At 71.4% G+C, this 26,929-nt stretch carries 25 protein-coding genes and 1 pseudogene; 16 read left to right on the top strand and 10 right to left on the bottom strand.

The window, feature by feature from the left end:
- Positions 1–64: 64 nt before the first annotated feature.
- Entirely contained in the window at positions 65–1,051 is a 987-nt protein-coding gene (locus GTY96_RS27775) for an SDR family NAD(P)-dependent oxidoreductase (protein ID WP_161666305.1), read from the bottom strand.
- Between the two features lie 287 nt (positions 1,052–1,338).
- Between GTY96_RS27775 and GTY96_RS27780 the strand changes: the two genes are divergently transcribed.
- Complete coding sequence (locus GTY96_RS27780) at positions 1,339–1,872, top strand: DUF1440 domain-containing protein (protein WP_161666306.1); 534 nt, start codon at positions 1,339–1,341, stop codon at positions 1,870–1,872.
- 67 nt (positions 1,873–1,939) lie between these two features.
- Here GTY96_RS27780 and GTY96_RS27785 read toward each other — a convergent pair whose 3' ends face one another.
- Complete coding sequence (locus tag GTY96_RS27785; protein ID WP_161666307.1) at positions 1,940–2,539, bottom strand: DUF2378 family protein; 600 nt, start codon at positions 2,537–2,539, stop codon at positions 1,940–1,942.
- A 134-nt stretch (positions 2,540–2,673) separates the two neighbouring features.
- Positions 2,674–3,066 (bottom strand): response regulator, encoded by a 393-nt coding sequence (locus GTY96_RS27790; RefSeq protein WP_161666308.1) that lies wholly within the window; start codon positions 3,064–3,066, stop codon positions 2,674–2,676.
- A gap of 198 nt (positions 3,067–3,264) precedes the next feature.
- Between GTY96_RS27790 and fdh the strand changes: the two genes are divergently transcribed.
- The 3 genes from fdh to nrfD are packed head-to-tail and all read left to right on the top strand — an operon-like array spanning position 3,265 to position 8,547.
- Complete coding sequence (fdh, locus tag GTY96_RS27800) at positions 3,265–6,528, top strand: formate dehydrogenase (protein WP_268903984.1); 3,264 nt, start codon at positions 3,265–3,267, stop codon at positions 6,526–6,528.
- A 4-nt stretch (positions 6,529–6,532) separates the two neighbouring features.
- A complete protein-coding gene (locus tag GTY96_RS27805; protein ID WP_201756458.1) occupies positions 6,533–7,333 on the top strand; it encodes a 4Fe-4S dicluster domain-containing protein in 801 nt (266 codons plus the stop codon).
- Positions 7,330–8,547, top strand: a complete 1,218-nt coding sequence (gene nrfD, locus GTY96_RS38400) for an NrfD/PsrC family molybdoenzyme membrane anchor subunit (protein WP_161666309.1) — start codon at positions 7,330–7,332, stop codon at positions 8,545–8,547. The genes GTY96_RS27805 and nrfD overlap by 4 nt, the downstream gene beginning before the upstream one ends.
- A 129-nt stretch (positions 8,548–8,676) precedes the next feature.
- On the opposite strand, the gene mobA is transcribed toward nrfD, so the two are convergent.
- Positions 8,677–9,288, bottom strand: coding sequence for a molybdenum cofactor guanylyltransferase (gene mobA, locus GTY96_RS27815; RefSeq protein ID WP_161666310.1), 612 nt, complete (start codon positions 9,286–9,288; stop codon positions 8,677–8,679).
- A 179-nt stretch (positions 9,289–9,467) separates the two neighbouring features.
- Here mobA and GTY96_RS27820 point away from each other — a divergent pair, with 179 nt between their 5' ends.
- From GTY96_RS27820 to epsU, 11 genes and pseudogenes are all read left to right on the top strand, one after another.
- Entirely contained in the window at positions 9,468–10,721 is a 1,254-nt protein-coding gene (locus GTY96_RS27820; RefSeq protein ID WP_143907633.1) for a molybdopterin molybdotransferase MoeA, read from the top strand.
- Positions 10,718–11,137 (top strand): annotated as a pseudogene (gene mobB / locus GTY96_RS38405) (molybdopterin-guanine dinucleotide biosynthesis protein B); the annotation flags it as partial. The gene GTY96_RS27820 and the pseudogene mobB, both read left to right, overlap by 4 nt.
- A 63-nt stretch (positions 11,138–11,200) precedes the next feature.
- A complete protein-coding gene (gene fdhD / locus GTY96_RS38410; protein ID WP_407926985.1) occupies positions 11,201–12,175 on the top strand; it encodes a formate dehydrogenase accessory sulfurtransferase FdhD in 975 nt (324 codons plus the stop codon).
- 358 nt (positions 12,176–12,533) lie between these two features.
- Entirely contained in the window at positions 12,534–13,943 is a 1,410-nt protein-coding gene (gene epsZ / locus GTY96_RS27830) for an exopolysaccharide biosynthesis polyisoprenyl-phosphate hexose-1-phosphate transferase EpsZ (protein WP_235685913.1), read from the top strand.
- A gap of 114 nt (positions 13,944–14,057) precedes the next feature.
- Positions 14,058–15,611 (top strand): exopolysaccharide biosynthesis flippase, encoded by a 1,554-nt coding sequence (gene wzx / locus GTY96_RS27835; protein ID WP_201756460.1) that lies wholly within the window; start codon positions 14,058–14,060, stop codon positions 15,609–15,611.
- A 14-nt stretch (positions 15,612–15,625) separates the two neighbouring features.
- Positions 15,626–16,261 carry an exopolysaccharide export protein EpsY gene (epsY, locus tag GTY96_RS27840; RefSeq protein ID WP_143907628.1) on the top strand — a complete coding sequence of 212 codons (636 nt, stop codon included), beginning with the start codon at positions 15,626–15,628 and terminating at the stop codon, positions 16,259–16,261.
- 4 nt (positions 16,262–16,265) lie between these two features.
- A complete protein-coding gene (gene epsX / locus GTY96_RS27845; RefSeq protein WP_161666312.1) occupies positions 16,266–17,573 on the top strand; it encodes an exopolysaccharide export protein EpsX in 1,308 nt (435 codons plus the stop codon).
- 10 nt (positions 17,574–17,583) lie between these two features.
- The gene (locus GTY96_RS37300; protein WP_167508149.1) at positions 17,584–17,760 is read left to right on the top strand and encodes a hypothetical protein; all 177 of its coding nucleotides are present in this window, start codon (positions 17,584–17,586) and stop codon (positions 17,758–17,760) included.
- A 23-nt stretch (positions 17,761–17,783) separates the two neighbouring features.
- Positions 17,784–18,188: an exopolysaccharide biosynthesis response regulator EpsW gene (epsW, locus tag GTY96_RS27850; protein ID WP_161666342.1), complete on the top strand. Its 405-nt coding sequence runs from the start codon at positions 17,784–17,786 to the stop codon at positions 18,186–18,188.
- On the top strand, positions 18,185–19,678 hold the full coding sequence (gene epsV, locus GTY96_RS27855) for a PCP family exopolysaccharide biosynthesis protein EpsV (RefSeq protein WP_143907625.1): 1,494 nt from the start codon (positions 18,185–18,187) through the stop codon (positions 19,676–19,678). The genes epsW and epsV overlap by 4 nt, the downstream gene beginning before the upstream one ends.
- Before the next feature lie 51 nt (positions 19,679–19,729).
- Positions 19,730–20,941 (top strand): exopolysaccharide biosynthesis GT2 family glycosyltransferase EpsU, encoded by a 1,212-nt coding sequence (epsU, locus tag GTY96_RS27860; protein WP_143907623.1) that lies wholly within the window; start codon positions 19,730–19,732, stop codon positions 20,939–20,941.
- A 234-nt stretch (positions 20,942–21,175) separates the two neighbouring features.
- Here epsU and GTY96_RS27865 read toward each other — a convergent pair whose 3' ends face one another.
- The 5 genes from GTY96_RS27865 to epsH all read right to left on the bottom strand — a co-directional run bounded on the left by GTY96_RS27865 (position 21,176) and on the right by epsH (position 24,135).
- The gene (locus GTY96_RS27865; protein WP_161666313.1) at positions 21,176–21,595 is read right to left on the bottom strand and encodes a MerR family transcriptional regulator; all 420 of its coding nucleotides are present in this window, start codon (positions 21,593–21,595) and stop codon (positions 21,176–21,178) included.
- A gap of 10 nt (positions 21,596–21,605) precedes the next feature.
- The gene (locus tag GTY96_RS27870) at positions 21,606–22,046 is read right to left on the bottom strand and encodes a hypothetical protein (protein WP_161666314.1); all 441 of its coding nucleotides are present in this window, start codon (positions 22,044–22,046) and stop codon (positions 21,606–21,608) included.
- Between the two features lie 48 nt (positions 22,047–22,094).
- Positions 22,095–22,532 (bottom strand): hypothetical protein, encoded by a 438-nt coding sequence (locus GTY96_RS27875; protein WP_161666315.1) that lies wholly within the window; start codon positions 22,530–22,532, stop codon positions 22,095–22,097.
- A 60-nt stretch (positions 22,533–22,592) separates the two neighbouring features.
- Entirely contained in the window at positions 22,593–22,778 is a 186-nt protein-coding gene (locus GTY96_RS27880) for a YjzC family protein (RefSeq protein WP_161666316.1), read from the bottom strand.
- A 103-nt stretch (positions 22,779–22,881) separates the two neighbouring features.
- Positions 22,882–24,135 (bottom strand): exopolysaccharide biosynthesis glycosyltransferase EpsH, encoded by a 1,254-nt coding sequence (epsH, locus tag GTY96_RS27885; protein WP_407926984.1) that lies wholly within the window; start codon positions 24,133–24,135, stop codon positions 22,882–22,884.
- A gap of 114 nt (positions 24,136–24,249) precedes the next feature.
- On the opposite strand from epsH, the gene wzy reads away from it, so the two are divergent.
- Positions 24,250–25,833, top strand: a complete 1,584-nt coding sequence (wzy, locus tag GTY96_RS27890) for an exopolysaccharide repeat unit polymerase (RefSeq protein WP_143907609.1) — start codon at positions 24,250–24,252, stop codon at positions 25,831–25,833.
- 7 nt (positions 25,834–25,840) lie between these two features.
- Here the strand turns inward: wzy and GTY96_RS27895 are convergent, their stop codons facing one another.
- Positions 25,841–26,887 carry a cation diffusion facilitator family transporter gene (locus GTY96_RS27895; protein ID WP_161666318.1) on the bottom strand — a complete coding sequence of 349 codons (1,047 nt, stop codon included), beginning with the start codon at positions 26,885–26,887 and terminating at the stop codon, positions 25,841–25,843.
- Between the last annotated feature and the right edge of the window lie 42 nt (positions 26,888–26,929).

Consider the following 26,929-nt stretch of genomic DNA (forward strand, 5'->3'; position numbering starts at 1 on the left):
CTGACACTTCGCCCAGACAGCCCCTTCCTTTGACCGCGCTGGAATTCCTGATCGCGCCCCGGCCTCAGCGCGCGACGCGGGCCAGGCTCCGCGCGCCCAGCACCGCACCGCCCGTCAGCACCGCCAGCCCCAGCGTCGCCGTGAAGCGCAGCCACGCGGGCGTCGGAGGGACGCTGCCCCGAGGCCCCACCCCTTCCTCCATGGGGAAGAAGAGGTTGCCCTCGGGCCGGTGCGGCGGCGCGCGCGTCATCCGGGGCCGCGCGCCGAAGCGGCCCAGCACCGCCCTGCCCACCGACGGCGCCAGCCGGTCGAGCCACGGCATCCATCGCCCCAGGAAGAACACCGGCACCGACGCGCGGCCTGGACGCCGCGCCCTCCGCACCACCGCCCTGGCCACCCGGTCCACGTCGTACGTGAGCGGCAGCGGCGCGGGCATGCGTCCCAGCGTCGTCGCCGCGTGGTCGAACAGGGGCGTGTCCAGGGACGGCGCCAGCACGTTGGACACGTGGATGCCCGTGCCGGCCAGCTCCACCTCCAGCGCCCGCGCCCACCCCAGCGTCGCGTGCTTCGCGGCCGCGGACGCCGACAGGAGCGGCGCCGCCCCCGACGACAGCAGGCACTGCACGTTGAGCACATGGCCGTGCCCGCGCGCGCGGAAGTGCGGCAGCACCGCCCGGGCGAAGCGGAAGGCGCCGAAGCACGCCACGTCGAACACGCGCGTGAGGTGCTCCCAGGGGAGCTGGTCGAAGAAGCCGTACGACCGCACCGCCGCCGCGTTCACCAGCAGGTCCACGCGGCCGTAGTGCGCCACGCACTCGCGCACCACCCGCTCCACGTCCTCCGCCACCGTCACGTCGCCCTCGGACACCAGACACTCGCCGCCGCGCTGGAGCACCTCCACGCGCAAGGCCTCCAGCGCCGCCTGCCGCCTCGCGGTGACGCACAGCCTCACCCCGGCCTCCGCCAGCCGCACCGCGGACTGCCAGCCCACGCCACTCGATGCGCCGGTGACGATGGCCACCTGTCCCCTCAAGTCCTCGCGACGTGCCATGCGCTTTCGCCCCCCTCCTTCACAGGTGGGCCCTCCAGAGAGCCCCGGCACGCCGCGAGCCTCCGGAAAAACCGTCCAGCAGGGGGCCCGCCCGCCCGGCCGCCCCTCATGCCAGGGTCGAGGCGGGCCTCGCCCTCCCTCTCTTCGCCATGCACCCGGCCCGGGGCCACCCCACCCTATGGACCAGGAAGCACGCACAGCCCCCGCCCTCCACCGCCGGAGGACAGGGCCGGACGGAGCACCGCGTCTGGCTGAAGCCGTCCCCCCCGACACCGAAAGGACCGCCCATGATCCGCTGGAACCGCCTCCCTCCGTTCGCCCGCGAGGAGCGGCGCTCAATCTGGAAGGACGTCCTCATGGGCGCGGTGGGCGGCGCCGTGGGCACCTTCGCGATGAACCAGTCACAGGCGCTCATCGCGAAGTGGAGCAAGTCGAAGGACGAGGACAGCTCACAGTCATCCGCGCGGGAGCCCGCCACGGAGGTGGCCGCGCGCAAGCTGGCGGAGCCCGTGGGTGTGCACCTGGAGGGCGAACGGAAGAAGGCCGCGGGCAACGCCGTGCACTGGGGCTACGGCACGCTGTGGGGGGCCCTTCACGGCGCCCTGCACGGCCGCGCGCCGCTGGCGGGGAAGCTGTTCGGCGTGGGCTTCGGCCTGGGCCTCTTCCTCTTCGGCGACGAGCTGGCGGTGCCGCTCCTGCGCCTCGCCCCGCCGCCCCACAAGGTCCCGGCGAAGTCACACCTGAGCGCGCTGGCCGCCCACCTCGTCTACGGCACCACCACCGAGGGCACCTACCGCCTCGTGCGCCGCGCCCTGGCCTGAGCCCCGCGCGCGACGGCGAGCGCCACCGGCCCCCGTGCCCTCCAGGAGGGCGGGGGGCTCGCGCGGCTCACGACCAGGAGACTTCGTAGATGGCGTCCACCAGCGACTGCGCCTTGCCGCGCACCTGCACGTCATGCACGCCCGTCACCTCCAGCGCGGACTGGAGGATGCCCTCGTTGTACGGCACCGGCATCAACGAGCGCTTCATCACGACCCGGCCCGACGTGGGGCCCGTCCACTCCACGGTGCGCTCGCCGAAGTTCAGCGCCGTGCGGTAACCGGAGTGCATCAGCTCCAGCAGCCGCTTCGGGTCGCCTCCCGCCTGCTGCACGAAGTCGCGCGCGAACATGGAGTTGAGGAAGTCCAGCATCGCCTGCGTGCCAATCTGCCGCTGCGCCGCCTCATGGCCTCCGACGAGCGGCGACAGCTGTTCGGCCGCCACGTACGACAGCCGCAGGAAGCGCGGGAAGGGATAGGTCTGCATGGGCAGGAAGTCGGCGGTTTCGCCCACCTGCTCCAGACAGCGCGCCACCGCCTGGGGTCCGCCCAGAAAGCGCACCGCGTCCAGCACGCCCAGGAAGAACAGACCCCGGCTCGTGTCCTCCGACGTGGTCGCGGCAAGGCGCGCTTCCAGGTCGCGGGCGACGTCCTCGGGAAGTTCCAGCATGCCAGGAGGCATTAGCGTCGTCCTTTGATTGGGGGAATCCACCAGGCGGGAACCTGACGGGCCACGAGGATTCCACAGGTCACGCCCCACCGCGAGTCCCTGATGGGCTCGGAGCGCCCCTCGCGACACATGTTTCACGACGTGTGAGGTCCTTCCGGTCCTTCCTCGGATGACGGCAGGAAGTGGCGCACTGCTTCCAGCAGTGGATCCACCGCCACCGGCTTGCGCAGGTAGGCCACCGCGCCCGGCGGCCGGAAGGGGCTGCCGGAGAGCACGATGATGGGCACGCCCCGCAGCAGGTGCTCCTGGGACAACCGCAGGAGGAACGCCTGGCCATCCATCACCGGCATCATCAGGTCCAGCAGCACCAGCGACGGACGCGGGTGGGATTGGAGCCACGACCACGCGTCCTCGCCGTGCACGCACTGCGCGACGCGGTAGCCCTCCATCTCCAGCAATGTCGCGACCGCGTCACGGATGTCTTCCTCGTCTTCAATCAGCAAGATGAGGGGGGTCCTGTCTGTCATGCGGGTCTCCACTCGCTCCCCGACACGCCCGGCATTTCCGCTCCGCCTCTTGGGGGCGCGCACGCTCATGCCTGCCCGCCGGCTCGTTCCTAGGGGTTGCTGGACGGAAGCCCGGGCCTCCCCGGCACTGGTCCCCGCCCTCGCGCGTCCCCATCTTGGGGACGCGCGGTGGACCGCGCATCTCCCGGAGGAGCGGCCTTGAAGTTCCGTGAGCTGTTGAACGCTTGGCCCGTGCTGCGGCAGCTCGCCCGGGGGGACGGCCGGGCGCTGGGGGACACGGCGATGTCCGCGCGCAGCCGCGCGCTGGAGCCGCGCACGAAGTCCGCGGACACCGTGGTCAAGTCCATCTGCCCGTACTGCGCGGTGGGCTGTGGCCAGGAGGTCCACGTGCGCGGAGGGCGCATCCTCGACATCGAGGGCGACCCGCATTCGCCCATCTCCCGGGGGCGCCTGTGTCCCAAGGGGGCCGCCACCTTCCAGCTCGTCACGGGCACGCAGCGCGTCCAGCAGGTGCTCTACCGCCGCCCCGGCGGGACGCGGTGGGAACCCATCCCGCTGGAAGAGGCGATGGACCGGGTGGCGGAGCGCGTGAAGCGCACGCGCGACGCGACGTTCGAGCTGACGGACGCGAAGGGCCAGCGGTTGAACCGGACGCTGGGGATGGCGCACCTGGGAGGGGCGACGCTGGACAACGAGGAGAACTACCTGCTCAAGAAGCTGTTCAACGCGCTGGGCGTCGTGCAGGTGGAGAACCAGGCGCGAATATGACACGCGTCCACGGTGCCCGGTCTGGGCATCACGTTCGGCCGCGGGGGCGCCACGACGTTCCAGCAGGACCTGCAGCACTCGGACTGCATCCTCATCCAGGGGTCCAACATGGCCGAGTGCCATCCGGTGGGCTTCCAGTGGGTGATGGAGGCGAAGGCCCGGGGCGCCAAGGTCATCCACGTGGATCCGCGCTACACGCGCACCAGCGCGGTGTCGGACCTGTACGCGCCCATCCGGGTGGGCTCCGACATCGCGTTCCTGGGCGGGCTCATCCACTACGTGCTGGAGCACGAGCGCTACTTCCGCGACTACGTCGTGCAATACACCAACGCGGCCACGCTCATCCGCGAGGACTTCCTGGACACGGAGGACCTGGAGGGCCTCTTCAGCGGCTTCCAGCCGAAGGACAACCGCTACGACCCGCTCTCCTGGCAGTACCAGGGCGCGGAGGGCGTGGTGCCCGCGGCGGGCCACAAGGAGCTGACGGACGAACCGGGCGCGGGCGGCGGCGGGGATGAGCACCGGGGGGCGCCGAGCGACGAGCACCAGGACCCCACGCTCCAGCATCCCCGGTGCGTGTTCCAGCTGCTCAAGCGCCACTTCTCCCGCTACACGCCCAAGGTGGTGTCGCAGGTGTGCGGCGTGCCGGAGGCGCTGTTCCTCCAGGTGGCGGAGACGCTGTGCGCCAACTCCAACCCCGAGCGCACCAGCGCGTTCTGCTACGCGGTGGGCTGGACGCAGCACTCGGTGGGCGTGCAGTACATCCGCGCCGCGGCCATCCTCCAGCTGCTCCTGGGCAACATCGGCCGGCCCGGAGGCGGCATCCTCGCGCTGCGCGGGCACGCGTCCATCCAGGGCTCCACGGACATCCCCACGCTCTACAACCTGCTGCCCGGCTACCTGCCCATGCCGCGCGCGCAACCCCAGGACCGGCTGGAGCAGTACCTCCGCGACAACACGTCCGGCGGCGGCTGGTTGAGCGAGTTCCCCAAGTACGCCGTGTCGCTGCTCAAGGCGTGGTTCGGAGACAAGGCCACGCGGGCCAATGACTACCTCTTCGCCCACCTGCCCCGGCTGACGGGAAACCACTCGCACATGCAGACGGTGGCGGACATGGCGGACGGGAAGCTCCAGGGCTACTTCGTCATGGGGGAGAACCCGGCCGTGGGCAGCATGAACGGGGCGCTCCAGCGCAAGGGGCTGCGCCAGCTGGACTGGCTGGTGGTGCGCGACTTCACCCTCATCGAGACCGCGGAGTTCTGGCGCACGGCGCCTGAAATCCAGGCCGGGCAGGTGCGCACGGAGGACATCCAGACGGAGGTGTTCTTCTTCCCAGCCGCCGCGCACACGGAGAAGGACGGCAGCTTCACCAACACGCAGCGGCTGCTGCAATGGCACCACAAGGCGGTGGAGCCGGCGGGGGACACGCGCAGCGAGCTGCACTTCGCCTATCACCTGGGCCTCAAGCTGCGGCGGCTCCACGCGGGCTCCACGGACCCCAAGGACGCGCCGCTGCTGGACCTGACGTGGGACTACCCCACGCGGGGGCCGCACGCGGAGCCCTCCGCGGAGGCGGTGCTGAAGGAGATCAACGGGTACACGGTGGCGGACGGCCAGCCGGTGGACGGCTTCATGGCGCTGAAGGACGACGGCTCCACGGCGTGCGGCTGTTGGATCTACTCCGGCTGCTACCAGGACGGCGTCAACCAGCCCGCGCGACGCAGGCCCGGACAGGAGCAGACGTGGGTGGCGCCCGAGTGGGGCTGGGCGTGGCCCGCCAACCGGAGGCTGCTCTACAACCGCGCGTCGGCGGACGTGGATGGCAAGCCGTGGAGCGAGCGCAAGCGCTACGTGTGGTGGGACGCGGAGGCGCGGAGGTGGACGGGCGAGGACGTGCCGGACTTCATCGCGGACCGGCCCCCGGAGTACCGGCCGCCCGAGGGCGCGACGGGGCTCGCGACCCTCGCGGGGAATGATCCCTTCCTGATGCAGGCGGACGGCAAGGGCTGGCTCTTCGCGCCCAGCGGGCTGATGGACGGGCCGCTGCCCACGCACTACGAGCCCATGGAGTCGGTGGTGCCCAACCCGCTCCATGCGCAGCAGTGCAGCCCCACGCGCGAGGAGTGGAGGCGCGGGGACAACCCCTACCACCGGGCCTGGGGCGACCCGCGCTACCCCTATCTGGTCACGACGTACCGGCTCACCGAGCACCACACCGCGGGCGGCATGTCGCGCTGGCTGTCGTGGCTGAGCGAGCTGCAGCCGGAGATGTTCTGTGAAATCTCCCCGGAGCTGGCGCGGGAGAAGGGGCTGGCGAACGGGGGCTGGTGCACGCTCCTCACGGCGCGAGGGGACATCGAGTGCCGGGCGCTGGTGACCGAGCGCCTCCGCCCGCTGCGGGTGAAGGGGGCGTGGGTGCACCAGATTGGCCTGCCGTACCACTGGGGCGTCACCGGGCGCGTGCGGGGCGACGCGGCCAACGAGCTGACGTCCTTCGTCGCGGATCAGAACGTGGACATCCAGGAGTCGAAGGTGTTCACGGCGGACCTGAAGGCGGGGCGGCTGCGCACGGGTGAGCGGGCCGCGGCGGGGGCACGGCCGCCGCCGCTCACGGTGCCGGAGGTGCCGCGCGACGTGTCACCACCGGGCCCGGTGGACCACTCGGAAGCACAGGAACCCGGGGAGAAGGAGTAGGCGCATGGGCAGCCGCAAGGGGTTCTTCACGGACACGACGCTCTGCATCGGCTGCAAGGCGTGCGAGGTCGCGTGCAAGCAGTGGAACCAGCTCCCGGACGACGGCTTCCACTTCACGGGCATGTCGTACGACCAGACGGCGCACCTGGGCGCGTCGACGTGGCGGCACGTGGCGTTCGTGGAGCGGCCCGCACCGCTGCAGGGGCAGACGTCGGGCGCGGGGGACTTCTCGTGGCTGATGATGTCGGACGTGTGCAAGCACTGCCAGCGCGCGGCATGCCTGGAGGCGTGTCCCACGGGCGCCATCGTGCGGACAGAGTTCGACACCGTGTACGTGCAGCCGGACGTGTGCAACGGCTGCGGCTACTGCGTGTCCGCGTGTCCGTTCGGCGTGGTGGACCGGCGCGAGGATGACGGGCGCGCGTGGAAGTGCACGCTCTGCTACGACCGCATCGGCGACGACCAGACGCCCGCGTGCGCGAAGGCGTGCCCCACGGCGTCCATCCAGTACGGCGACCTGGACGAACTGCACGCGCGGGCGGAGTCGCGGGTGCGCGCGCTGCATGGCCAGGGCGTGACGGACGCGTACCTGTACGGCAAGGACGCGGAGAGCCAGCCCGGGACCGGTGGGCTCAACGCGTTCTTCCTGCTGCTGGACAAGCCGGAGGTCTACAACCTGCCGCCGGATCCGGTGGCGCCGACGAAGAAGGCGCTGCGCGCCTGGGCCTCCGTGGCGGCGGGCGCGGTGGGGATGGTCGCGGTGGCGGTGGGCGCGGCGGTGTTCGGGCGGGAGGGGCGCGGATGAGCGACGACACGCTGCTGGACCGGCTGCAACGCAAGGCGGACGGGCGGAACATCGACCCGCGCGCGGGCATCCTCGAAGGCGAGGGGGCCCAGCAGCGGGTGAAGGATCCGGAGCCACCGAAGCCAGGGCCGGAGGTGCTGGCCACGGTGCCCTCGCGGTCGGGGCCGGACAGCGCCGAGGCCCCGAGCTACTACGGCCTGCCCGTGTTGAAGGAGCCGCTGTGGATCTGGTCCGTCCCCGCGTACTTCTACGTGGGCGGGGTGGCGGGCGCGGCGAGCGTGCTCGGCGCGGCGCTGGAGCACCTGGGGGGACGGGGGCTGGAGCGGCTGGCGGGGCGCTGCCACACGGTGGCCACGGCGGGGGATCTGGTGAGCGCGGGGCTGTTGATCCACGACCTGGGCCGTCCGTCGCGCTTCCTGAACATGCTGCGGGTGTTCCGGCCCACGTCGCCCATGAGCATGGGGTCGTGGGTGCTGGCGGGCTCGGGGGCGGCGAACACGGCGGCGCTGGCGCTGCGTCGACGGCCGGGCGCGTGGGGGAGCCTGGGGCGCGCGGCGGGCGCGGTGGGCGCGGCGTTGGGCCTGCCGCTCGCGGGCTACACGGCGGTGCTGGTGAGCAACACCGCGGTGCCGCTGTGGCAGCAGGTGGGCCGGGTGTTGCCGCTGTTCTTCATGGCCTCCGCGACGGCGAGCGCCGGGAGCCTGCTGTCGCTGTTCCCGCACACGGACGCGGAGGAGCGGGTGCTGCGCCGCTTCCGGGTGGCGGGCAAGGTGGCGGAGGCGTTCACCCGCGAGGCGGTGGAGCTGGAGGCGCGGCGGGTGGTGGAGGTGGGCAGGCCGCTGCGCGGGGGCGCGGCGGGAGCGCTGTGGGCGCTGTCGCGGACGTGCTCGCTGGCGGGGCTGGGGGTGGACGTGCTGCCGGGACGCGCGCGGTGGAAGCAGGTGATGGCGGACACGCTGTCCACGGTGGGCGCGGTGGCCGCGAGGTTCGGCATCATCCAGGCGGGCCGGGTCTCCGCGAGGGATCCGCAGGCGACGTTCCAGGGCCAGCGCCAGGGGCTGGGCGCGGCGCAGGTGGAGGGGAACACGGAGGCTTCGGATGGAAGGCCGCTGAGCTTCCCGTTGCCCGTGCTGGGGCAGGGAGCGCCGGAGCGCGCGCCCCGACCGGACGCCCCCTATGCGCGCTTCATGGTGACGCCGCCGGAACCGTCGTGATGGCGCCATGTTGCCGCGACGTCACGGCGGCGCGCGGCGTTCCGCGCGACACTTCCGTCCGCCAGCAGCACCGCGTCCCGGCGAGGTTCCACCGTCACTCGCCTCCGCCCTCCGTCCGCCAACCGCCACTCAGCGCGCCGGCAGCGTCACGCCGTAGCGCACCAGGTCCTCCGGCGTGTTCACATTCGCCAGCGCACGCAGCTGTGGATCCACCGCGCGCAACGCGGCCTCGGGCAACGTCCGGGTGCGGAAGCGCAGGAGCACGCGCCGCATCGACGGGTCCTCCGCCAGCGCCTCGCCCCACCGCGCCACCAGCCCCGCGCGGTACGCCGCGAGCAGCGGCTCGCAGCGTCCCTCGCGCTCGAAGCACACCGCGTCCACGTCCTCCGCTCGCGCGTCCAGCACGACCCGCGCCGCGGCCTCCGTGACGAACGGCATGTCGCACGCCACCGCGAATACCCACGGCGTGCGCGCCGCGCCCAAGGCCGCGTGGACACCGCCGGGTGCGCCCTTCCCCTTCACCGCGTCCGCCACCGTGCGCGCCCCGAAGCGCGCGTAGGGCTCCGGTGCGTTCGCCACCAACACCACGTCCGCGAAATGCGACCCCAGCGCCAGCAGCCGTTCAAGAGTCGTGCGCCCCTCCACGGTCAGCAGCCCCTTCGCGGCCCCACCCAGCCGGGTCCCCTGCCCCCCCGCCAGGATGGCCAGCGTCACGTCGGGAAAGGTCGCGGATCCGTCCATGTCCGCGGGACCCTACACAGCTTTCCCTTCGTGCACTCCCTGTCCCAACCTCCAAGAAAACACGCCACTCCTGGGATTTCGCCAGGTCCTGGGGGGAGGGAGCAGCCGCGAATCCCACGCTCGCCGTGGACAAGGGCCGCGCCCCACGTCGTAGAGTTCCGCCTCCCCTCTCTGGACGCATGCCGCTGACTCCCCTCTCCGCCGCGCGAATGGCCGCACTCGAAGCCATCGCGCCCGCGGCGCCCGCACATCTTCCATTGATGGAAGCCCATGGACGGTTCCTCGCCACCCGCATCGCGGCCTCGCGCGCGCTGCCCGGCTGCGACAACTCCGCCATGGACGGGTGGGCCGTGCGCGCCGAGGAGACCCGGGGCGCCAACCGCGACCGTCCCGCGCGCCTGCGCGTCGTCGACACCGTCTACGCGGGCCACCTCCCCCGCCGCGCCCTCCAGCCCGGCGAGGCCGCGCGCATCTTCACGGGCGCCCCGCTCCCTCCCGGCGCCGACGCCGTCATCCGCCAGGAGGCCGCGCGCGCCACCGATGACGGCGCCCACGTGGACCTCTTCCTCCACGTCGAGCCCGGCCATGACCTGCGCCGCGCCGGTGAGGAGGTCAGGTCCGGCGCGCCGCTGTTCTCCGCCGGACAGCGCGTGGACGCCACCGTGCTGGGCGTGCTCGCGTCCCTGGGGGAGGCCACCGCGCTGGTGCGCCCCGCGCCGCGCGTCGCCGTCATCGCCACCGGGGATGAGCTCGTGCCTCCGGGGCAGCCCGCGCAGCCGCACCAGGTCTTCGAAAGCAACCGCATCCTCGTGGCCGCGCTCGCGCGCGAGGCCGGCGCGGACGTCACGCAGCTGGCCCGCTCGCGCGACGACGAGGCCGAGCTGCGCGCGCGGCTGGAGCAGCTGGCCCCCCAGGTGGACGTGCTCATCACCACCGGCGGCGCCTCCGTGGGCGACAAGGACTGCGTGAAGCGCGTGCTCGCCCGGATGGGGGCCCACTTCGTCGTGGATGGCGTCGCCCTCAAGCCGGGCAAGCCCGTGGCCGTGGCCCGCCTGGGAACCACCGCCGTGGTGGTGCTGCCTGGCAATCCGGGCGCCGCCACGGTCGCGTTCGATCAATTCGCGCGGCCCCTGCTCTTCAAGCACCAGGGCGTGCTCGAGCAGCGCCGCGTCACCCGCGCCCGCCTCTCCGAGGGACGTCACAAGCAGGCGGGGCTCACCTACCTCGTCACCGTCGCGGCGCTCGACGCGCGCGACGGCGGCGCCGAGCCGTGGGCCCGGCTGCGGCCACAGGGCGCGGGGCAGATCCTCCAGAACGTGGCCGCCCGGGGCTGGGCCGTGCTGCCCGCGGGCCGCGCCGACTTCGCCGAGGGCGAGTGCGTGGACGTGCAGCTCTTTGATCAACCGGACTTCCAGGCCGTGGGGGCCGCGTGAAGCCGCCCCCCGCCCTCGGCATCATCGGCTGGTCCGGCGCCGGCAAGACGACGCTCCTGGAGCAGCTGGTGCGGGCGCTGTCCTCGCGAGGCCTGCGGGTGGCGTGCGTGAAGCACTCGTCGGATGCACATCCGCTCCACCGTCCGGGCAGCGACACCGCGCGACTCCAGGCCGCGGGCGCGGTGCTCGTGGGCTTCGCCACGCCGGACGGCACGCAGCTCACGACCCAGGAGGCCCTGTCCTCCGCGCGGCTCGCGCGCTACGCGGACCTCGTGGACCTGGTGCTCGTGGAGGGCTGGAAGGACGGACCGCTGCCGAAGCTGGAGGTGTGGCGTGAGGGGCTGGACGCGCCGCTCGCGGCCTCGCGTCCCGGCGTGCTCGCCCTGGTGACGGACGCGCCCGCGCCTCCGCCCGCCCTGGCCCACCTGGAGCGGCTGCCCGCCGACGCGAGCGCCGTCGCGGACTTCGTGCTCGCGTGGATGCGCGAGCACGCCCATGCCCCGCCCGTCTCCGCGGAGCCGGTCGCCGCGCCCGCGCGGGGCCCCGAGCCGCGCGGCGTCACCCACCGCGCCGTGCGCCGCTTCGACGGCGACGCCCTCCGCGCCACCGAGGACGACCGCATCGCCGTGGAAGAGCCCCTGGAGATCCGCGTGAGCGGCGACACCGTCGCCACCACCATGCGCACCCCGGGCCACGACCGCGAGCTCGCCGTGGGCTTCCTCTTCGCCGAGGGCATCCTCCAGGACGCCGAGGACCTGGGCAGCCTCTTCCACTGCGGCCACCCCGGTGAAGACGGCTACGGCAACGTGCTGGAGGTCGTCCCCGCCGCCGGCGCGGTGCTCGACCTGGAGCGCGTGGACGCCACCCGCCGAGGCACCCTCACCACCTCCGCCTGCGGCGTGTGCGGCCGCCGCGACGTGGACGACCTGATGGCCACCTGCGCCCCCGTCGCGCCCGGCCCCGTCCTCTCCGCCCACACCGTGGCCCGCGCCACCGAACGCCTGCGCGCCATCCAGCACGCTTTCGAACACACCGGGGGCCTCCACGCCGCCGCCGCGCTCGACGCCCACGGCGGGCTGCTCGCCGCCTACGAGGACGTGGGCCGCCACAACGCCGTGGACAAGGTGGTGGGGGCCCTGGTGCTCGCCGGCGCCGTGCGCGCCCCTCGCCGGCTGCCCGCCCCGCCCTTCCCCGCCGCCCCCACCGTCCTCGCCGTCAGTGGCCGCGCCAGCTTCGAGATCGTCCAGAAGGCCGCGCGCGCCCGCATCCCCGTCGTCGTCAGCGTCTCCGCCGCCAGCTCGCTGGCCATCGACCTGGCCCTGCGTGCCGGCATAACGCTCGCTGCGTTCTCAAGGAACGGCCGCTGCAACGTCTACACCGCCGTGGAGCGGCTGGAATTTCACCCCCAACCCCTGGGAATCCCTCATGACTTCCGCCATGACCCACCCCGGTGAAGGGGCCTGCGACCACCTGTCAGACCGGCATCGTACATGCAGTCAAAGCGCCGGCCGCGACCTCCAACACACCCCTGGCGATCCCCTCTCCGGGTCCGACGTCACCATCTCTGGAAAGGCTCGCAAAAAGAGGGCTGTCGCGGTTGTTCAAGGATTTACCTGATGTCGTGTATTTCTTGCTGAACCCAGGTTGCGCCGCGACGCACAATTTGGCAGTCTTGCATTTCCTCCTGATTAAACTTTTCTAGCCTTGACGGTATCCTCTGCGAAACCCGACGGGTCGAAGCAGAGGGGGGTGGACACGATGAGCAGTGCGACTGCAAGTGCCGAGGTCAAGGCTTCCCCGGCGACGGGGAAGATGACCGCGACCGAGGTCACCGACCCGCCGCGCCTGGCTCCTGGCTTCGCGGCGAAGCTGAACCTCACCGTGGACGTGGTGTTGCTGGTGGCGGTGCTGGTGGGCTCGGCGTGGATGCGCGGAGGGCTGACGTACCCGCCGGGCTGGGAGCTGCCGGGCATGGTGACCACCGCCGTGCTGGTGTGGCTCATCACGGGCACCGCGCTGTGTCTGTATGACTCGCGCTTCGCCGAGCGCAGCAAGCTGGACCACGTGGCGCTGGTGTCCGTCACCACGCTGGCCGTCGTGACGATGCAGGCGGTGCTGGAGCTGGCGATGCCCGCCGCGGCGCACGTGGGCCTGGCGCCGCTGCTGTTCATCTTCTGGCCGGTGGCGCTGCTCTTGCGCCTGGGCGTCTTCCGCCAGGTGGCCTCGCAGGAGGCGCCCACGGAGGAGGTGCTCATCGTCGGCACCGGCGCCATGGGCCGCTACACCGGCGAGGACCTGCTCAAGCGGGGCCGCCACAAGATCCTCGGCTACGTGCGCTTCCCGGAGGACCACGCCTCCGGCGACAGCCTGCCCGCCGGGGTGCTGGGGCCCGCGGACGAGCTGGAGCGCCTGCTGCGGACGCTGCCGGTGAGCGAGGTCTACATCGCGGGCAACACGCTCAAGCAGGGCGAGTCCATGCAGGCCGCCATCAAGCTGGCCGAGCGCTTCGGCGTGCCGTTCGCGCTGCCGGCGCACTCGTTCCGCCTGGACCGCGCGCGCCCGGTGGAGTCCCGCGCGGTGGCGGACGGCTACCTGCACTTCGCCGCGGTGGCCCCGAAGCCGCACCAGATGGCGATGAAGCGCCTGTTCGACATCGCCGTGTCCGCGGTGGCGCTGTGGGCGCTCCTGCCGCTGTTCGCGGTGGTGGCGGCGGCCATCAAGCTCACCTCGCGCGGCCCCATCTTCTTCAAGCAGCTGCGCACGGGGCAGCACGGCAAGCCGTTCTACATGCTGAAGTTCCGCTCCATGGTGGTGAACGCGGAGGAGCTCAAGGAGCGCCTGGCCGCGCAGAACGAGCAGACCGGCCCCGTCTTCAAGATGAAGAACGATCCGCGCATCACCGGCATCGGCCGCTTCATCCGCAAGTTCTCCATCGACGAGCTGCCCCAGTTCCTCAACGTGCTCCGGGGTGAGATGAGCATCGTGGGCCCCCGCCCGCCGGTGCCCAGCGAGGTGGCCAAGTACGAGACCTGGCAGCGCCGCCGCCTGTCGGTGCGCCCGGGCCTCACCTGCATCTGGCAGGTGTCCGGCCGGAATCAGATCTCCTTCGAGCAGTGGATGTACCTGGACATGCAGTACATCGACCACTGGAGCCTCACCGGCGACCTCCGCCTGCTGCTGCAGACGGTGCCGGTCGTCATCACCGGCCGCGGAGCAAGCTAGCGACCGGGGGTGTCTTTCCGGGCCCGGCGTTGACGCGCCGGGCCCGTTTGTCTTTCCATGGGGCGGGCCTTCCTCCCCTTGAGTGCGAAGCAGCCTTCGAAGGCCCGCGTCTCCATGACCGTGAACAGTCAGACCTCCTCCACCGCTGAAGCCGACGACGGCGCGCGCGCGAACGAAGTGCGCGGCGCGGTCCGCAGCACCCTGCAGTTGGGGGGCTCGCTGATGGTGACGTACGCCATCGCGCTGGGCATCCGCGCGCTGATGCCGCGCTACCTGGGGCCGGAGGCGTTCGGCTACTTCAACTGGTCGGAGGCCTTCGCCGCCACGTTCTTCGTCGCGACCAACCTGGGCCTGGAGACGTACATCCGCAAGGAGGTGCCCGTCCGCCCGGAGCACGCGAGCGACTTCTTCGGCACCACCATGCTGCTGCGCCTGGGGATGACGCTCATCCTGATGGTGGCGCTGGCGCTGGTGCTCCACCACACCGGAGAGCCGCCGGAGGTGCAGCACCTGGTGCAGTGGTTCGCGCTCGCCCAGTCGCTCATCGTCATCAACGCCTCCATGGCCGCGCTGCTGCACTCCAAGGGCAAGGTGGCGGGCCTGTCGGTGTCCAACGTCATCACCAAGATTGTATGGGGCGGCGGCCTGGCGCTGATGGCCGCGCTGGGCGTGGGCCTGCAGTGGCTGGCCGTGCCCATGGTGGCGTCCGAAGCGGTGAAGCTCCTCATCAGCTGGAAGCTGGCGAAGGAGCACCTGGGCCTGAAGTTCCGCGTCGACCTCGCCGCCACGAAGAAGGTGATGAAGGCGTGCCTGCCGTTCTTCCTCACCGCGGCGGCGCTCGCGTGCAACGGGCGCACGGACATGTCGCTGTTGGGCAAGCTGGCGTCGAAGGAGGAGGTGGGCTGGTACGGCGGTGCGTTCAGCATCGCGGGGCTCACCTTCCTCATCAGCCCCATCTTCGGCTGGGTGCTGATGCCCATGATGTCGCGCGCCGCGGCCCGCTCCCCGGAGGAGCTGTCCCACCTGACGCGCCGCTCGCTGGAGGGGGTGCTCGCCTTCACCGTGCCGGTGATGATGGCCATGGTGCTGGGCGCGGACCTGTGGGTGCGCCTGATGTGCGGCCCCGGCTTCGAACCCGCGGCGCTGCCCCTGCGCGTGCTGTCGCCCATCTTCGTGATGGCCTACGTCACCATGGTCAGCAGCATCTGGCTCACCATGTCGAACAAGGAGTGGTGGGTGACGCTGGCGGCCACCATGGGCGCGGTGGTGAACCCGCTCTTCAACCTGGCGCTCATCCCCTGGCTGTACGGCCGCATCGGCCCGTCCGGCGGCGCCACCGCCACCGCGCTGTCCATGTTCCTCACGGAGGTCATCGTCACGGTGCTGTTCCTCAGCCGGATGGGAAGGAACTCCTTCGACCGGCGTTCGCTCCTCATGGTGGCGAAGACGGCCCTGGTGTGCGCCGTGTGCGTGGCCCTGGACCGCGTCCTGTCCGGCACCGTGGCGCCGTGGCCTCGCCTGGGGCTGACGGCGACCGCCTACGTGGCGGGCGTGCTCATCACCGGCGCCGTGCGCCCCGCGGAGCTGCTCCAGGTGGTGCGCATGGCGCGCCAGCGCGGTAATGGGGCTCCCGCCGAAGTGGCCGTGACGGCCGCCCCCACCGCGTGAGGACCTCCAGCGCCATGCCGTCCCATCCGTCCCGATTCCGCGGCTCCGTCTCCCGCGCGCTCGCGTGCGCGGGGTTGCTCCTGCTCGCCCCCGCGTGCACCGGCCTGGGCCAGTACACCTGGGTGAACGACTACACGGAGAAGCCCGCCGCGTCGGACGAGGCCTACCGCATCGTCCCCGGTGACGTGCTCAACGTGCGCGTGTTCGGACAGGACGCGCTCACCACGCGCGCCAAGGTGCGCGAGGACGGCCGCATCAGCCTCACCTTCCTGGACGACGTGGAGGCCGCGGGGCACTCGCCGGCCATGCTGGCGCAGCAGATCCAGACGCGGCTCAAGGACTTCATCAACCACCCCGTCGTCACCGTGGCGCTGGAGGAAGCGCGCCCCATGTCGGTGACGATGCTGGGAGAGGTGGCCAACGTGGGCGCGCACGTGCTGGACCCGGGCGCGACGCTGCTCCAGGCGCTGGGCGCCGCGGGCAGCTTCACCGACTACGCCCACCGCGACCGCATCTTCGTGCTGCGCCGGGACGACCCGCAGGTGGATCAGCCCACCCGCATCCGCGTGCGCTACGAGGACATCATCCGCGGCGAGGGCCGCGCGGCGGCCTTCCGCCTGCGCCCCGGCGACGTGGTGGTGGTGGAGTAGCCGGATGCTGGACGCGGCCCTCGCGAGCCTGTGGCTGGAGGTGGCCTCCGCCTCCGTGACGTACGACGCCGCGGCCCGCGTGGACACCCGCATGCGCTCCATGGAGGCGCAGGCCACCGGGGCGGCCGTCGCGCCCGTCGCGGGGGACATGGACATCGTCCCCACGGTGGGCCTGAAGTACGACGACGGCAGCGCGGTGGCGCGGGTGCAGTACGCGCCGCGCATCTCCTTCCGCGAGGCCACCACGAACCCGCGCACGGAGGTGCAGCACGTGGGGCGCCTGCTGGGCGACTGGCGGCCCTCGCGCGGCCTCACCCTGCACGGCACCCAGGAGTTCGTGCTGGGCCAGGTGAACCTCTTCACCCACCTGCCCCTGGGCGGGAGCCAGGGCGGCGACACGCCGGGGGACCCGGGGACGGACATCCCCATCCAGCCGCTGCCCCAGGGCACGGATTCGGTGTTCTTCCTGTCGTCCCTGACCACGCTGGCGGCGGAGACGGGGTGGCTGGGCCGGGGCGTGCGGCTGTCGGGCAGCGCGGGCTTCTCCGCCAGCGGCGGCCTGGACGCGACGGCCCGGGCGGCGGTGCCCTTCCAGTACGGCCCGCGCGCGCAGCTGTCGCTGGGCTGGACGCCCGCGCCCCGGCACACCCTGGCCACCACGGTGGGCTTCACGGACTCGCGCTTCTCCACCGGCGCGCACGCCACCGTGACGACGCTCACCGGCGCCTGGACGCAGCGGCTGGACCGGCGCACGTCGTTCGAGATGGGCGTGGGCGTGGGCGTGGCGTACTCGCTGCGGGCCACGGAGGCCCCCGCGGACACCGATCCGCCACCCGACCAGACCCCGGCGTGGGGACGGCGGGTGCGGACCCAACAGGTAGGAGGCGCGGAGCCGGAGGTGACGCCCCCCGCGACGCTTCAGCTCCTGCCGGACCTCACGCTGGCGGTGTCCCACCGGGTGCCGTCACGGGTGGCGGACTTCAACGGCCGGCTGGCGGCGCGGGTGACGCCCTTCGTGGACCGGCTGACAGGGCTGGTGTACCCGAGGGCCGACCTGACCTTGAACGGCACCTGGGCGTTGGGCCCGCGCCTCCGGGTGTCCGGGACGGCGGGGTCGGCGTTCGCGGTGGGCGGGGCGGTGGGAGACCGGCAGGTGGTGGGAGGGGTGGGCGCTGGATGGACGGTGTCCCGGTGGATGACCCTGGAGGTCGACACGCGGACGGCCTGGACTCGCTCGCCCGACGTGGAGGCGGCCCGCACGGTGTGGTCCGCGACGTTGGGACTGACAGTCCAGAAAACGGGTATCCTCTGAGGCTCCCCCCATGGCGAAGCTCATCCTCCTCTCCGTCCTCATTGCCACCATCGCGCTGCCCGGAGCGGCCGCGCGCGATGCGCATCCGTGGCGGGGGATGAAGAAGGCCATCCTGTGGGTGGCACTCTTCAACATGGCGTACGCATACGGCGTGCTCGTCCTCGTGCCCAGGTATGGGTTCGGGTGAGGGAAGGAAAGGCGTCTGACGTGATGGAGCTCCAACAGCTCACCGTCCTCCTCGTGGAGGACTCTCCGATGTTCCGCGTCATGCTGCGTGACATGCTCCAGCAGATGGGCGTGAAGAACGTGGTGGAGCAGCCCAACGGCAAGGCCGCCATGGAGTACCTCCAGGGCCAGTCGCCGCCGGACCTCGTGTGTCTGGACCTGACGTTGCCGGACGTGTCCGGCTACGACGTGTGCGAACACATCCGGCGCACGCCCGCCATCGCGCATGTGCCGGTGCTGATGGTGAGCGCGCGCAACCTGCCGGAGGACAAGGCGTACGCGGAGGAGGCCGGCGCCAACGGCTACCTGGGCAAGCCCTTCACGCCCGAGGAGCTGGAGAAGCGCGTGCGCCAGGTGCTGAAGGCCGCGGCCCCTCGGAGCAGCGCGTGACGACGCCCGCCCCCCGCACGCCCCGCCCCGCCCCGCCCCCGGCGTACGTCCCCGAGCGCGAAGAGACGAACGCGCCGGCGGACCTCATCGACTGGGGCTTCCTGTTCGACGGGCTGGGCTTCGTGCGCCGGGCGATCCTCCGGCACTGGTTCCTGGGCCTGTGCATCATCGCGGTGATGAGCGGCCTGGGCTCCGTGGCGGCGAAGCTGATGCCGCGCAAGTACCACGTCGAGACGCGGATGCTGACGTACCGCAACCTCATCATCTCCTCGCTGGTGAACCCGGGCCGGTCCATCCCGGTGGAGGCGGATCAACCCACGCGCGCCGCGTGGGAGATGGTGCTCAGCCGGGGCAACCTGAAGTCCGTCGTCAAGAACGCGAAGCTCATCGAGTACTGGGACCTGATGCGGTCCCCCTTGAGCCGCGCGAAGGAGCAGTACCTGAAGAAGGCGCCTCCTCCCATGACGGACGAGGAGAAGGAGGAGGCCCTCATCGCGATGCTGGAGACCAGCCTCAACGTGATGGCGGAGGGCGGCAGCGGCACGGTGACCATCGGGGTGGACTGGAGCGACCCGCAGCTGGCCTTCAACATCGTGGAGGCCGCGTCGCAGAACTTCCTCGACATGCGCCATGACTCGGAGATGGGCGCCATCTCCGAGTCCGTCAACATCCTCCAGGGCCAGGTGGCCAACGAGGCGGCGAACATCAAGCAGGCCATCGCGGACCTGGAGCGCGCGGTGAAGCAGGCGGACGCGCGCCGCAAGAAGAAGGAAGCGGACCCCAAGCAGGCCAGCGCGCGGCAGGCGCTCTTGCAGACGGACCACGCGCTCGCGCAGCTGAAGTTCCTGGTGCAGGCCAAGCGCCGCGCCATCCGCGACGTGGAGGAGTTCCGCGGCCGCCGGCTCACGGAGCTGCGCGCGCAGCTGGCCGAGCAGCGCGTCGTCTTCTCGCCCCAGCACCCGGTGATTGTCGACCTGGAGCAGCGCGTGGCGGCGATGCAGCAGGACACGCCGCAGCTCACGGCGCTCCGCTCCGAGGAGCAGTCGCTCATCCAGGAGTACCTGCGCATGGGCGGCACGGACGTGGAGTCCGCCACGGAGGGCACCAGCCTGGGCGCCGGGGGCCCGCTGGCGGGCGCGCTGCTGGGCACGCCGGATGATCCGGAGGTGGCGGTGGCCACGGACCGGATGCGGATGGTGGTGATGCGGCACCAGGAGAAGCTGCGCCGGCTGGACCAGGCGCAGACGGAGCTGGAGATTTCGAAGGCGTCCATGAAGCACCGCTACAGCGTGCTGTTGCCGGCGCTCTTTCCGGAGAAGCCGTCCAAGCCGAACCCGAAGCTCATCGCCATCGCGGGCGTGGTGGGCGGGGTGGCGCTGGCGGTGTTCGCGGCGGTGGCGCTGGACATCCTGCGGCGCCGGGTGCTGGAGAAGTGGCAGGTGGAACGGCTGCTCAAGTTGCCGGTGCTGGCGGAGCTGGAACGACGCTGAAGGTTCAAGCGCGCGGCCGCCCTGGGAGGTGGCGCGCGCGGGGGTGACACCGTGACGGTCTGGACCTGGGTGGACGTGGCGCTGTGCGTGGGCCTCTTGCCGGTGGCGGGAGGTTGCGGCTACCTGCTGCTGCTGACGCTGCTGTCCGGGCGGAAGGCGGCGCCGGCGCCTCCGGCGCCCGCGGTGCGGAAGTTCGACGTCATCATCCCGTCGCACAACGAGGAGCTGGGCATCGCCCGGACGGTGGCGAACCTGTCCGCGGTGGACTACCCGGCGAACCTGCGGCGCATCATCGTGGTGGCGGACAACTGCTCCGACGCGACGGCCCAGAAGGCGCGCGAGGCGGGCGCCACGGTGCTGGAGCGCCAGGACGCGGAGAAGCGCGGCAAGGGCTACGCGCTGGCGCACGCCTTCGAGCGCAGCCAGCGCGACGGCTTCGCGGACGCGGTGGTGGTGGTGGACGCGGACACGGTGGTGTCCGCCAACCTGCTGCACGCGTTCTCCCGCCGACTGGAGGACGGGGCGCACGGCGTGCAGGCGCACTACGGGGTGATGAACCCCACGGCGTCGTGGCGCACGCGGCTGATGACCATCGCGCTGGGCATGTTCCACCGCGTGCGCTCCATGGGGCGCGAGCGGATGGGCGTGTCGTGCGGCCTGCGCGGCAACGGCATGTGCTTCACGCACGCGGTGCTGAAGCAGGTGCCGCACGACGCGTTCAGCGTGGTGGAGGACCTGGAGTACGGCATCCGCCTGGCGCGCGCGGGGCACCGCGTGCACTACGCCTGGGAGGCGGAGGTGCTGGGCGAGATGGTGACGGCGGAGAAGCAGAGCCGCTCGCAGCGCCAGCGCTGGGAGGGCGGCCGCGCGCAGATGCGCAAGCTGCACGGCTGGCCGCTGCTCAGCGACGCGCTGAAGCAGAAGAGCGGGCTGCTCTTCGACTTGTCCATGGACGTGCTGGTGCCGCCCCTGAGTCAGCTGGTGCTGGCCACGGTGGGAGGCGCGGTGCTGGCGGCCGGGGTGGCGTGGCTGTCGGGTGGCACGGCGGTGGCGGCGTCCGCGCTGGCGTCGTTCGGGCTCACGTCGCTGGCGCTGTACGTGCTGCGCGGCTGGTGGGTGTCCGGCGTGGGCGCGCGCGGGCTGCTGGACCTGGCGTGGGCGCCCATCTACGTCGTGTGGAAGGTGTGGCTGATGGTGCGGGGCCCCGGCGCGGAGAAGCGCGGCGAATGGGTGCGCACCACGCGAGAGGCGGAGCGGCGGTAGCAGCTCCGGGCGCGCGGCACGCGAGTAGGTGCGCACCACGCCCGAGGCGGAGCGGCGGTCGCGGCCCGAGGCGCGCTGCACGCATGAGGCGGAGCGGCGGTAGTCGCTCCAGGCGCGCGGCACGCCCGTGGCGCGGGGCGGGGCGGCGACCTGGCCCCTGTGCTCGAAGAAGCGCGGACCCGCGAGGCTCCGGAGGACCGGGCCGGTGGCGGAGCCGGAGGAAGCCCGTGGGACCTACTCCCGGGGCTTCCGCTTCACCGCCTTCACAGGTGCACCGAGTGACGCCTGGACAGGGCACACGGTGTCCGGCGGGCAGAAGCCTTCCACCATCAGGGTGGTGATGGCGCGTCGCATGCGGCGCAGGTCCTCGATGCGCGCGTCGATGGCCCGCAGCTTCGCCTCCGCGAAGCGCTCCACGTCGCGGGTGGGGATGCCGCGCCGGTCGGACAGGGCGAGCACGGCGGACACCTCGCGCAGGGTGAAGCCCAGCTCCTGCGAGCGTCGGATGAAGCGCACGCGGATGGCCGCGTCCGGCCCGTAGAGCCGCTGACCGCTCTCCGAACGGGACAGCGGCAGGAGCAGCTCGCGGCGCTCGTAGTAGCGCAGCGTGGACAGCTTCACGCCCGATGCGCGAGCGAGCTCGCCAATCCGCATGGGCGCTGCCTCAACGGGCCGTCGCGGGGATGCCACCACGCCACCTCCTGCCCGCGAGGATGGCACCGCCCTGCGCGAACATCCACGCCAGCTCCAGCGCGAGGAACCCGAGCAGCACCTGTGTCGCGCCCTGCGTGAGCGCCCACACCATCCACGAGGAGAACAGCGCCCGGCCCGCGGTGTCGGCGGCGCCGTTGAACGCGGTCGGCTGGACGAGCCGCACGACGGACCACAGCGTCACGATGGTGCCGAAGAGGGCGACGAAGAACAGGTGCGTGGGCGTGAACGCGGGCAGCGGCTCGCCTCCCAGCGACAGCGCATGGTGCGCGGAGCGGACCTGCGCGAGCACCACCTCCGCCGTCCACGGCGTGGCGAAGGGCACGGTGACGACGAAGTCATACAGCGCGCTGGCGAGGACGACACGGCGAAGCAGGGAGGCGTCAGGGGTCATGCCAGAAACCGTAACCCCTGCACCTGGGTGCAGAGGCAAGCCCGCCCTTCAACGCGCCGGCGCGGGGGCCGCCTCCCGCCGCCACACGCGCGACAGGACCGCGCCCTGCGCGACCATCCCCGCCAGCTCCATCACGAGGAACAGGATGAGCACCTGCGACGCGCCCTGCGTGACGGCCAGCACCATCCACGTGGCGACGAGCGCCCGGCCCACCGTGTCGATGGCGCCGTGAAGCACGGTCGGCTGCGTGATGCGCACCAGCGCCCAGATGACCGCGAGCACGCCGAAGAGCGCGACGAAGAACAGGTGCATGGGCGTGAACGGCGGCATCGCCTCACCGCCCAATGACACCCCTTGATGCACCTGCCCCATGACGGAGAGCATCACCTGCGCCGTCCATGGCGTGGCGAACGGCAGCGTGACGGCCAGGTCGTACAGCGCGAAGCCACGGACGATGCGGCGGAACCACGGGGAGTCAGGGCTCATGCGTGGGAACACTAGCCGCGTCCCGGCACGGAGCAGCAGCCCCGTGCCGGAGACCGCGCATCACACCAGCGTCCAGAAAGCCCCTCTGTTCTGGGACCTGATGGGCGGGAACGTCTCACCCCGGCTCAGGGGGATGATCCGCTCCTCCGCCGTCACCGGGGGTCCACCACGGCCGTCCGAGTAGCCATCGAAGGCATACCGGCCCGTCGCCTCGCACGTGTCGCCCGTCTTGTACCGCTTCGCCATGACGCGTCCTTTCGTTCCCGGAATGGGAACCTGGAACGTCCGTCGAACCGGCGGGGCCGACCATCCCTCGCGAGAGGGATGACGGCCCGAATACTCCCCGACCTCAGTCCGCCAGCGGCATCCCGAAGTCCGGCTGGCCCCGCTCGCCGGACACCCAGCGATAGACCTCCACCACCTGCTCCGCCTTCGCCCGCCAGGTGAAGTGCTTGAAGATGCGCGTCCTCGCGCGCTCTCCCATGGGTCCAATCACGGACGGGTCGGCGACCAGCTTCTCCAGCACCGCGCGCACCCGCTCCACGATCTCCTGCGGAGTCCCCATGGGGATGGCGAAGCCCGTGGACGGGCTGACAATCTCACCCGGACCGCCGTAGTCCATCACGATGGGCACCAGGCCCAGCGCCATCGCCTCCGCGACCACCGCGCCGCCGAACTCGCGCACGCTCGGGAAGCCGAAGATGTGGTTCTTCGACAGCCGCCCCTGCAGCTCCTGGTGCTTCACCCAGCCAGCGAACGTCACCCCGTTCTCCAGCCCGCCCCGCGCCACCTGCGCGCGCAGGTTCTGCATCTCCGCGCCGTCGCCGATGAACTCCAGCTGCACCTTGCCCTCGCGCACCAGCGGCGCCGCCGCGTCGATGAGCATCGCCATGCCCTTGTACGGCACGAAGCGCCCCACGAACGCCACCCGCAGCGCCTCCCCTGCCTTGGGCGCCTCCGCCTTCGCCGAGCCGAAGCGGCGCACGTCGATGGCGTTCTCCGGGATGTAGACCGTCTTGTCCTGGTACTCCGCCGCCAGCTGCGCGCGCGTCGCCCGCGAGCCCGTCATCAGCGCCGCCGCGTTCTTCCGCGTCGACTTGTAGAAGGGCATCAGCTTGTAGACGTCCCGGATGTAGCTGAGCCACTCGCGCTCGCGCAGGCGCGCGTCCCCGAAGCCCTTGGGCCACGGCAGGCCGCCGTTCATCGGCCCCATCACGAAGGGCACCCCGGCCTCCGCGCACCGCGCCGCCAGCGTGCTGGGCGTCGTGGGGCTGATGGGCGTGTAGCGGTGCACCACGTCGAATTCCTTCGCGCGGATGCGGTCCCCGAAGCGCCGCCAGAGCAGCTCCTCGAAGTAGTAGTACGGCAGCACGCTCAGCGCCGTGGCCGTCGTCCAGCCCACGCCCGCCTTTCCTCGCAGCACCTCGCCCACCTTCTCCAGCGGACGCTCCACCGGCGTGGAGTCCAACGCCGTGAAGTCCTTCCCCTCCACCAACCCCTGCTTGAGGATGTTCTCGCGGTTGCGGACCTGCGTGACCAGGTGCACGTCCGCTACCTCGGCCAGCGCGCGGGCCAGGGACCAGCCTTCCAGGGGGACGCTCACCCAGTCTGGGTTGCACAGCTCAGCAATCAGGAGGACGCGGGGTCGGGAGCCAGCCATACGCCTTCCGCATCTATCCCAACCCGGGCCCGGGATATAGCCTCCCCCCTCGCTCCGATGGCCTCCGAACCGTCCCCCACCGCCTGGCTCCAGTACATCGTCATGGTCGTGGGCCTGGGCGCCGTCACCCTGGGCGCCGCCGCCGTGGGTAATGGAGACCCCATCGTCACACTGGCGCCGGTGCTGGCCTTCACGGTGGTGTGGGTCATCTTGAAGGTGCCGCTGCGCTACCTGGCGCTCACGGTGCTCTACCTGGTGCTCGCGGCGGACTACACACCCGAGCGTCCCCAGTCGATGTTCTGGCCGTCGCCGCTGTTTCCCTTCGGGAAGCTGCTGTTCACCCAGATGCACGAGCTGGTGGGCATTGGCGCCCTGCGCTTCCCGCTCATCGACGGGCTCATCGTCGGGTCCATTGGCATCGGCATCTACCGGCGGGCGACGAAGTCGAAGATCGACCCGCCGGTGGTGCCCATTCCACGGCCGCTGGTGGTGGTGCTCGCGCTGTCGTTCTTCGCCATCATGTGGATGGAGGTGTGGGGCATCGCGCGGGGCGGGGACATCAAGAACTCGCTGTGGCAGTGGCACCAGGCCGCCGTGCTGCCGCTGGTGGGGATGATGTACCACTACAGCCTGCGCGGGCCGGAGGACTGGCCGGTGGTGGCGAAGACCATCATCCTGGCGGCGCTGACCAAGTCCGCGGTGAGCACGTACTTCGCGCTGGTCATCGTTCCGGCGCAGGCGCTGGAGGTGGAGTACACGACCTGCCACTCGGACTCGATGACGTTCATCTTCGCGCTGATGGTGTGCATCGCGCGCTGGCTGGAACGGCCCAAGTCCGGGCATGCCATCCGCGGCCTCATCATCATCGTGCTGGTGTTCATCGGGATGTTCTTCAACGACCGCCGGCTCGCGTACGTGAGCCTCGTGGGGTCACTGGCCGCCGCGTACCTGTTCAACCCGTGGACGCCGCTGAAGAAGTTCGTCACGCGCGGGCTGTTGTCGTGCTCACCGCTGCTGGTCGTGTACTTCCTGGTGGGGTGGAACGCGCACAGCAGCGTGTTCAAGCCGGTGCAGACCTTCCGCTCCATCATCGAGGGCCAGCACGCCGAGGGAGAGCTGGACTACCGCGACATCGAGAACCTCAACCTCATCGCGACGTGGAACACCAACCCGGTGTTCGGCACGGGCTACGGGCACGAGTTCCTGGAGCCGTACCCGCTGCCCAACATCGCGTTCGTGTTCCCCACGTACCGCTTCCATCCGCACAACTCGCTGTTGGGCCTGCTGGCCTTCGGCGGGTGGTTCGGGTTCACGGGCGTGTGGATGTACCTGGTGGTGACGGTGTACCTGGCGGCGCGCTCGTATCACCGGGCCCATGCGCCAGAGCACCGCACCGCGTGTCTGGTCATCGTGGGCGTGGTGGCGTCGTACCTGAACCAGGTGTTCGGGGACATGGGCATCATCTCGTACATCTGCACGTTCCAGGTCGCCGTGGCGTCGGTGCTCGCGGGCAAGCTGGCCATGGTCACCGGCGCCTGGCCCTGGCCCCAGCGCGAGAAGGTGCTGGGCCTGACGCGCACGCCGCCCTCCGAGGACTCCGCGCCGGCCGGTGTGACGCCAGACGCGGGCCAGACAGCGTGACAGGGCCTCAACCCACGCGGGCGCGAAGCTCCTCGGCTTCCGCCGCGGCGGCGGTCAGGTGCTCCAGCTCCAGGTCGATGTGCTTCGCCTGCGGGATGGCGCGGCGGATCTCCGCTTCAATCGCGTCGATCTCCTCGCTCAGCGTGCGGATCAGATGCCGGGCCATGTCGTTCAACGCGCGCTCGCGCTCCGCTCCCGCCGGCGGCAGCCCTTGCGTGGGCAGCGCCTCCGCCAGACGGGCCGCCACGAACGCCTCGCTGAAGCGCAGCTCCGCCTTGAGCTGGTACACCTCCGGCGTGAGCTGCCGCGTCTTCACGTCGTGCATGTCCGCCAGGCTGGGCCGCTTGCGCAGCAGCTCCTCGAAGCGCTGCTCCACGTCCGGCGGCACCGACTGCCCCAACAACAGCTCCCGGTTCTCCACCATCAGGTAGAGCGCGATGAGCCCCAGCAACACGCCCACCGTCAGCGACGCCATCGCGTCCCACACCGGGTTGCCCGTCACGTGCGCCAGCACGATGCCCGCCGTCGCCAGCACCAGCCCCAGCACCGCCGCGCCGTCCTCCAACAGGATGGCCACCGACGCGGGATCCGCCTTCTCCCTCACGAAGCGGAAGAAGGGCTCACCCGCCGCCTGCTTCAGCACCCCCATCACCGCGAACACCAACACCCCCCCCTCGATGAGGAACGACAACCCCAACACCGCGAACGTCACCACCCCCGTCTCCGCCACGTGCGGGTGCAGGAGCGACTGGATGCCGTGGTAGACCGTGACGCCGCAGCCCACGAAGAAGATGCCGGACGCGGACAGGATGCCGAAGATGAAGCGCTCGCCGCCGTAGCCGTACGGGTGCGCCTCGTCCTCCACCCGCGCCGCCCGCTTCAACCCCAGGAACAACAACACCTGGTTCCCCGTGTCCGCCGCCGAGTGGATCGCCTCCGACAACATCGCCCCCGACCCCGACAGGAAGAAGGCGATGAACTTGATCAGCGTTACCAACACGTTGCCGGACAACGCGACGATGACGGCCTTGAGCGACGAAGCAGGAGCGGACATGGAGGTGCCAAACCTACCATGACGACGCAGCGCGGCAGGAGC

Source organism: Corallococcus silvisoli, assembly GCF_009909145.1.
Taxonomy (GTDB): Bacteria; Myxococcota; Myxococcia; order Myxococcales; family Myxococcaceae; genus Corallococcus; species Corallococcus silvisoli.

What these genes read in the sequence shown, in the direction of transcription:
- GTY96_RS27775 (WP_161666305.1), bottom strand. Translation starts at nt 1,051, where the DNA reads ATGGCACGTCGCGAGGACTTGAGGGGACAGGTGGCCATCGTCACCGGC.
- GTY96_RS27780 (WP_161666306.1), top strand. Translation starts at nt 1,339, where the DNA reads ATGATCCGCTGGAACCGCCTCCCTCCGTTCGCCCGCGAGGAGCGGCGC.
- GTY96_RS27785 (WP_161666307.1), bottom strand. Translation starts at nt 2,539, where the DNA reads ATGCTGGAACTTCCCGAGGACGTCGCCCGCGACCTGGAAGCGCGCCTT.
- GTY96_RS27790 (WP_161666308.1), bottom strand. Translation starts at nt 3,066, where the DNA reads ATGACAGACAGGACCCCCCTCATCTTGCTGATTGAAGACGAGGAAGAC.
- GTY96_RS27805 (WP_201756458.1), top strand. Translation starts at nt 6,533, where the DNA reads ATGGGCAGCCGCAAGGGGTTCTTCACGGACACGACGCTCTGCATCGGC.
- nrfD (WP_161666309.1), top strand. Translation starts at nt 7,330, where the DNA reads ATGAGCGACGACACGCTGCTGGACCGGCTGCAACGCAAGGCGGACGGG.
- mobA (WP_161666310.1), bottom strand. Translation starts at nt 9,288, where the DNA reads ATGGACGGATCCGCGACCTTTCCCGACGTGACGCTGGCCATCCTGGCG.
- GTY96_RS27820 (WP_143907633.1), top strand. Translation starts at nt 9,468, where the DNA reads ATGCCGCTGACTCCCCTCTCCGCCGCGCGAATGGCCGCACTCGAAGCC.
- fdhD (WP_407926985.1), top strand. Translation starts at nt 11,201, where the DNA reads ATGCGCGAGCACGCCCATGCCCCGCCCGTCTCCGCGGAGCCGGTCGCC.
- epsZ (WP_235685913.1), top strand. Translation starts at nt 12,534, where the DNA reads ATGACCGCGACCGAGGTCACCGACCCGCCGCGCCTGGCTCCTGGCTTC.
- wzx (WP_201756460.1), top strand. Translation starts at nt 14,058, where the DNA reads ATGACCGTGAACAGTCAGACCTCCTCCACCGCTGAAGCCGACGACGGC.
- epsY (WP_143907628.1), top strand. Translation starts at nt 15,626, where the DNA reads ATGCCGTCCCATCCGTCCCGATTCCGCGGCTCCGTCTCCCGCGCGCTC.
- epsX (WP_161666312.1), top strand. Translation starts at nt 16,266, where the DNA reads ATGCTGGACGCGGCCCTCGCGAGCCTGTGGCTGGAGGTGGCCTCCGCC.
- GTY96_RS37300 (WP_167508149.1), top strand. Translation starts at nt 17,584, where the DNA reads ATGGCGAAGCTCATCCTCCTCTCCGTCCTCATTGCCACCATCGCGCTG.
- epsW (WP_161666342.1), top strand. Translation starts at nt 17,784, where the DNA reads ATGGAGCTCCAACAGCTCACCGTCCTCCTCGTGGAGGACTCTCCGATG.
- GTY96_RS27865 (WP_161666313.1), bottom strand. Translation starts at nt 21,595, where the DNA reads ATGCGGATTGGCGAGCTCGCTCGCGCATCGGGCGTGAAGCTGTCCACG.
- GTY96_RS27870 (WP_161666314.1), bottom strand. Translation starts at nt 22,046, where the DNA reads ATGACCCCTGACGCCTCCCTGCTTCGCCGTGTCGTCCTCGCCAGCGCG.
- GTY96_RS27875 (WP_161666315.1), bottom strand. Translation starts at nt 22,532, where the DNA reads ATGAGCCCTGACTCCCCGTGGTTCCGCCGCATCGTCCGTGGCTTCGCG.
- GTY96_RS27880 (WP_161666316.1), bottom strand. Translation starts at nt 22,778, where the DNA reads ATGGCGAAGCGGTACAAGACGGGCGACACGTGCGAGGCGACGGGCCGG.
- wzy (WP_143907609.1), top strand. Translation starts at nt 24,250, where the DNA reads ATGGCCTCCGAACCGTCCCCCACCGCCTGGCTCCAGTACATCGTCATG.
- GTY96_RS27895 (WP_161666318.1), bottom strand. Translation starts at nt 26,887, where the DNA reads ATGTCCGCTCCTGCTTCGTCGCTCAAGGCCGTCATCGTCGCGTTGTCC.